This is a genomic window from Puniceibacterium sediminis (genome assembly GCF_900188035.1).
Taxonomy (GTDB): Bacteria; Pseudomonadota; Alphaproteobacteria; order Rhodobacterales; family Rhodobacteraceae; genus Puniceibacterium; species Puniceibacterium sediminis.
In genome coordinates this window covers 1-6,036 of sequence record NZ_FZNN01000047.1, presented here as the reverse complement: position 1 = coordinate 6,036, position 6,036 = coordinate 1, and the positions used below count along the sequence as shown (strand labels likewise).

Genomic DNA, 6,036 nt, shown 5'->3' with positions numbered 1-6,036 from the left:
TTCGATGCTTTCATGTGATTCCGCTCCTTTCCCAGCCAGGAAATCGTAGCGGGAAACTCCAACTTCAAACGGTCCAGTTTCCGGGGGGCAGATCAACCTGAAGGAGCAGACGAGATGAGGAAAAGCCGTTTCACCGAAGCGCAGATTATCCGCTGCCCGGCAGGGCATTGCGCAGCAATGTCCCGAGAGGGGGGATGATCAAAGAGCAGGAGGCTGGTCTGCCGCCGGCGGATCTGTGCCGGAAGCACGGCCTGAGCCCTGCGACGTTCTACAAACTGGACCGCCCGATGGGGCATTCCAGGATCCATATCACCTGCGCAATGGTTTGGTCAGACTAACTGAAGACGCGCCTAGACATTATAGTAATTTCGGCCATATTTCCCGTAGTCCGTGCCATAACCCATCTTTTCGAGAGTTCTGCGATTGATCTTGTTGAAGATAAGGCCAGATACCCTGATATTCGAGCTCTCGAGTACACCGATAGCCTCTTGAACCTGTTGCTTCGTTGTCTGGTTCCAAGCAACGACAAAGATGCTTGCATCAACATGCTGCAGGATGATGCGGGTGTCCGTTACGAGCAGAACAGGTGGCGTGTCAATGATGATGAAGTCGTATATCTCTCGGGCTTCCGATAGAAGGTTTTGGAAGCGCTTGGATGAAAATATGTCTGCCGCGCTCACGTTTGTTTTCTCAGCCTGCAATATATCGCAGTCGATCAATTCATTATAGACAACTGCATCCCTGAGTGACTGCTCACCGGTGAGAGCGGAGATGATGCCCTGTGAAGATTGCAGTGATTTCCCGCTGAGGGTCTGGGTCATGATCCGCCGTCGCACATCGCCTTCGATCACAAGGCACTTCTTTCCAAGGCCTCGAACATTTTGGGCTAACGCGATCGACAAACTGGTCTTGCCTTCAGAAGGCAGGGCCGAGGTCATGGCGATGACCTTGGGCTCATGGTCCATATTGCTGAGCATGATGGATGTTCGGATGTTCCGAATGGCCTCGGCAACTTCTGACGTTGGCTTGTCGATACAATATTTCACAAAATCGATGCGTCGGCGCGCAGTGATTTTCGGGACCTGCCCAAATGTGGAAATCCCGGTCATGGCCTCGAGTTCCCTTGATGTCAGGACCGTCGTCTTCGCCATATGGCGCAGAATAACCAGGGCTGTCCCGACCACGGCACCAAGAATACCCCACATGGAGATAATCAGCTGTGTATCGGGAGCGGACGGTAACTTGGGCACCAACGCAGGCGAAAGAATACGGCTGTCAGCTTGCAGGATGCCCTCTTGCGCGGATGTTTCCTTTAGCCGGGTAAGGAAGTACTCGTAGAGAAGCCGACTGGCTTCCGCCTCTCGCGTCAGTTGCTGCAGGCGGATGAAGTCCTCGCTTTGACGGTCGATCTGTTCGCTCAGCTTCTGCTTGGATTCCTCCAGTGCAATGCGCTGCTGCTGCTGCTGCTGCTGCTCCAAGCCTGTGCGGGTTACAAGGTTTTCGTACCGGCTGTCGAACATAGCCTGAACATTTGGATCATCAATTCGGGCTAGCAGATCACGCAGCTGCGGATCTCTTGAGACCTCGGCTTTTTCGGGGTAGGTTTCAGCCTCCTGTAGCGACGCCAAGCGCTCGGATGCGGCTGCTAATGTTTCGTTTAAGCCCTCTAGCCGCTCACGCACGTCCTTGAGTTGCCGTTCCTGCGCCAGCAGGCTTTCCTGACTGACAAGATCGATATTTCCTCTGAAATTTTTGACTGCAGCCTCGGCATCTTCAAGCGCGGTTTGTAATTCCGCAACGCGGGTGCTGAGCCAGCCTGTGGCGCGTTGTGTCGCCTCATATTTCACGTCGATCTGATCCATGATGTAGACATCAGCCAGAGTGTTGGCGATCAGCGCGGCCTTGGTCGGGCTGACGCTTTCCGCACGCAGGTCGAACACCAAGGTGTTTGAGATATTCCTCACACTTATGGCTCGCCGCAAGTTGACGGTGGTGTCGCCGCGCACGGTCTCGGCGTCCGGCATACTGCGCTCGGCAATGTCGAGGCCGATCATGCTGTAGATACGAGCCTTCAGTTGGGCTTTCGCCCCTGGTTCACGAATATAAGTATTGAATTCAGGATCTTCCGTCAGGTCGAGGCGGTCAACAACCTTGCCAAGAAGACTGAGACTGAGAAGAACCTCCACCTCTGAATTGATCCCCACAGTGTCCGACGATGCCAAGCCGCTGACAACGCTTTCGAGATCGACGACCTGTTCTTGTTGGGACGTGATCATGATCTTGCTGGTGGCCCGGTAAATCGGAACAATCGCCCGATCGACGTACAAGGCGCTGGCTCCCGCGAAAACGAGTATGAAGAAGAGTATCAGGAGCTTTCCGTTCCACAGCCAAGTCAGGACCATGCGCTGGCCGGGGGTGGAAGATGTCTGTTCAGATTGTGTCAATACCGTCAGCCTATGTCTTGCAACCCGCCTGCAGGTCGATTCTTGTATTAGCCCCCTTGCAGCCCCGGCTCATACCCATGGCTCAAAATTTCGGCAACACGAGCCATGCGTCCGGCAGATGCAGACGGGTACGACAGAGCGTGCAGGCGCGGCTAACACGGGGTGGGTGGTCTAGGCAATACACGGATCGGGATCATATTCAGCAGTCTGCACCGTACGGTGTATTCACCAATAAAAAACGACGGCTCTCCATGCTGCACTCGATCAGACCTCAGTAGGCTCAACGGGTTGCGTGTATTCAAGAGGAGATCACCATGGCATTACTCAATCTCAACAATAGGGTACATGTACCAGACTACGCGGGCAGGCAGATGCCCAAAAATATGGCATTTATTTACAGAAATGGCACCGACATCCTTGTCCCGCTCTTCCAAGATCCGGACCTTACGCTGATGTTGGCGCAGCCGTTAATTGCCAACGTCGATGGTGATTTCGAAATATGCCATGTCATGAGCGGCCGCTACGATGTGCGGATAGTGGACAACCGCGAAAGGTCGTTGTGCTATGTCCCGCGTTTGCAGCTGCGACGGCCCGATGCGGTCGGCTACGCGCACATCTTTCCGGCCATCCCCGATCTGATGGCAGACGACACGCTACGCTATGAAGAGCGGGTTGGCCATTACCAAGTCACGGAAGGCGAATTCCTGCAGACCGCGAACGAGAACATCCGTCTCCGTGTTGGCGCCAGTGACGCGCCGGATCACCATCTTGAGACGGCCGGTGGGGTAAGGCTGTCTCTGGTCGACCGGATCTGGCCAGCCGCCGCATTTGGGGTTGTCGCGGACAGTGATCTGACTGGCGAGAGCGGGACCGACAACAGTGCATCCCTAGCAGCTCTCGCCGCTGCCCTCGCGACACAGGATCAGGAGACCAAAGTCGTCTTTCCGTGTGGCGTGATCCGCACATCCGAGGTCTTCAACGTCGAAAGTGCGGTGATTCGCGACATAACGATCACCGGAGAAGGTACCCGGATCATATTTACGCACCCGTCACCGGCCCAGAACCGACGTTACTTCTCGGTCCGTAACTCTGACCAGAGGGGTGCGCGCTGTATCGTGCGTGGCTTGACGCTGGACTTGGCGCGAAACCCGGTGCGCACGGGCGGATCTGACATGATATCAATTGGCGGTTTCGCGGATGTCACGGTATCAGAAAACGTGATCCCATCGGCAGATAACATGGCGATCGCTATTGATCGCGGGACCATGACTCAACCGCGCTCGGTTCAGGTGAACAACAATCGCATCGGTGGGAAACTGCCCGTTTCGGGAACGGCCCACGAATACGGCTCGGTCGGCGATACCGGCATCTGGGTCCAGCACGCCGGATTCGGCACGGTCATCACCGGAAACGTGATTTACGGCACTGGAGACGACGCCATCTGCATCGCCGAAACCTCGGTTAGTCCGGCTTACGCCCCCGCCATTATTTCGAATAATGTGGTCAAGAATTGCCAGGGAACAGCCTATAAGACCGGCGCGGCTTATACGGTGTTTTCGGGCAATTATGCTGAGAATACAGTCAATGATATGTACCGGATCATCGACCTGAGCACCAAAGGCGGCACTACAGTTCCGCACGGCTTCCAGATCAACGGAGGCTTTGGAAAGGGTATCGGCAGGGCTGACGGAGCCAGTCTCGGCGTCGATATCGTCCTGGCGGGGAACCATCGTGCAGGCGTTCACATCCAGGGCGCAGCGGGCCGTGGATCCATCACCGGCCTGCATCTGTTCGGTACAGGTGGTGAGGCGATCAAGGTGACCACGGGGGGGCGCGCTTGCGCCGGGCTCGAGGTCCGGTCTTGCGTGTTCGATGACATCGGTGCGCCAGGAACGTCGGTGTTTCGGCGGGACGGCGGTGCCAATGCCAAGGCGCTGACCAATGTAACGTTCGCCCATAACGTGATTCGCAACACCACCGCACGGATGCTTGCCTGGGAATGTCGTGTGGCCGAGGGCGCCGAAGGCAATCTTTCTTGGCACGACAATGACATTATAAATTGTGACTTTTCAAGTAATTCTACTGTATTCGCTTTTGTAGGAGATCAGACGCAGAGACTGGAGAACATTCACATCCGCGCTGATCGCTGGACCGATAACATTCCTCCCTCAACTAGCCTGCTAGATATTGCCGACGCTTCACCAGAGGCGTTCGATTTTTGGTTTTTCGATGAAGGCGCGCTGACCTCGATGCCTGTTGGTTCCGTGCGAATGCGTAACAACCAGAGCCCGGGCGCTATCGGCCTGGTCCCGGAACGCCGCGTCCGCCGCGCCTGTCGTAAGACTATTGGCGAAACGCGCGAATTCAACAATGACAACGTCCTGCTCACGCTGGATCCGGCCAAAGCCTGGGAGATCGAGGCCAAGGCGATCCGCAACAGCGACGCAACCTTAGACATTGTCTATTATAAAGCGACGTGGGATCCGGTCAGGGGGCGTGTGCTGCACGTGACCAGCATAGCCGGGGGTCCGGACGGTAACTGCGCCGTGGAGTTGGCGCACGTCACGCCCTTGGATATAGGAGATCAGGTCTTTTTCGGGTCTGACGTGCTTCAACTGCAGGGAACCGGGGCTGGCTGGACGGATGGCGGTACATCGTTCGACCCGCTTGTGCATTTCGAGATTACGTGGCGCGAAGTCGTGGAAAACGGTCACGCTGTCAAAATCCGCTAACCATTTCGCCACGCTGGTCATCTGGGGCGGTATTTTGAATTTGCTAATGTGAGACGAGGGTGGCGTAATAAGGGCCACCCTCTTTTTGCCCTGCTCCGGGGTCGGCTGGCTGCCAATGCGTCTTAAAATTAGCTGAGTCTTGAGCTTATGCACTCCGATGTGCCCATCTCATAGGGGTGGATTCTGGCAATGGGCAGGATCGTGTCACAAGACGGCACTGACTTGCTTTACCACCTGTATTCATCGGTGAGGAGGGTGTGGGTCCATCCGAGCGGCGAGATATGTGTCAGGAGATCCGGTGCGCAGTTGAAACCAACGCGACTTCGGGTGGCGACGGCCTGTCCGAGATGCTCGGTGATCCAGTAGATGGTGATGGCCGCAAGCAGGTTCAGACCAGCCATACGATAATGCTGCTCCTCGACCATCCGGTCGCTGCTGATGTCCTACAGCCCATCTGCAAAGTAGCGTTCGCCCTGTCGCGTTTTCGTGCCGCGCCAAGTGCTCGTTTAAGCCACCTTTCGTTCGAAAGCGACGGGGCTTTTCCAGCCGAGTGCTGAGTGGCGTCGTCGTGGATTGTAGAACGCTTTTATGTATTCGAAGATCGCCATTTCGGCCTGCCGCCGCGTTTCCCATGGCCGCCGCCAAATCAGCTCGGCCTTGATGGATTTGAAGAAGGTCTCGACGGCCGCATTATCATAGCAATTTCCCTTGCCACTCATCGACACGCTGAACCCGTTGTTTTGCAGGATCTTCTGATAGTCATGCGAACAGTATTGGGCGGATTCAACCGGTCGTCGCAACACATTCGATTATATTCTGTTTGAGCAGTTCGTCGAGAGCTTCGGCAGGTGTTCGCCAGC

2 protein-coding genes and 3 pseudogenes are annotated in these 6,036 nt (G+C 55.8%); 2 read left to right on the top strand and 3 right to left on the bottom strand.

Annotation, left to right across the window (positions count from 1 at the left end; all coding sequences use genetic code 11):
* Positions 1-114: 114 nt before the first annotated feature.
* Positions 115-293, top strand: a pseudogene (locus CHB75_RS21550) (transposase); the annotation flags it as partial.
* 57 nt (positions 294-350) lie between these two features.
* Here CHB75_RS21550 and CHB75_RS20975 read toward each other — a convergent pair.
* On the bottom strand, positions 351-2,444 hold the full coding sequence (locus CHB75_RS20975) for a polysaccharide biosynthesis tyrosine autokinase (protein WP_141135170.1): 2,094 nt from the start codon (positions 2,442-2,444) through the stop codon (positions 351-353).
* 314 nt (positions 2,445-2,758) lie between these two features.
* Here CHB75_RS20975 and CHB75_RS20970 point away from each other — a divergent pair, with 314 nt between their 5' ends.
* Positions 2,759-5,176: a right-handed parallel beta-helix repeat-containing protein gene (locus CHB75_RS20970; protein ID WP_141135169.1), complete on the top strand. Its 2,418-nt coding sequence runs from the start codon at positions 2,759-2,761 to the stop codon at positions 5,174-5,176.
* A gap of 227 nt (positions 5,177-5,403) precedes the next feature.
* On the opposite strand, the pseudogene CHB75_RS20965 reads toward CHB75_RS20970, so the two are convergent.
* Both CHB75_RS20965 and CHB75_RS20960 read right to left on the bottom strand, forming a co-directional pair.
* Positions 5,404-5,607 (bottom strand): annotated as a pseudogene (locus tag CHB75_RS20965) (Tn3 family transposase); the annotation flags it as partial.
* A gap of 75 nt (positions 5,608-5,682) precedes the next feature.
* Positions 5,683-5,955: pseudogene (locus CHB75_RS20960) on the bottom strand (integrase core domain-containing protein); the annotation flags it as partial.
* Positions 5,956-6,036 lie beyond the last annotated feature (81 nt).

Coding starts and splice junctions, on each gene's coding strand:
- CHB75_RS20970 (WP_141135169.1), top strand. CDS start 2,759: ATGGCATTACTCAATCTCAACAATAGGGTACATGTACCAGACTACGCG.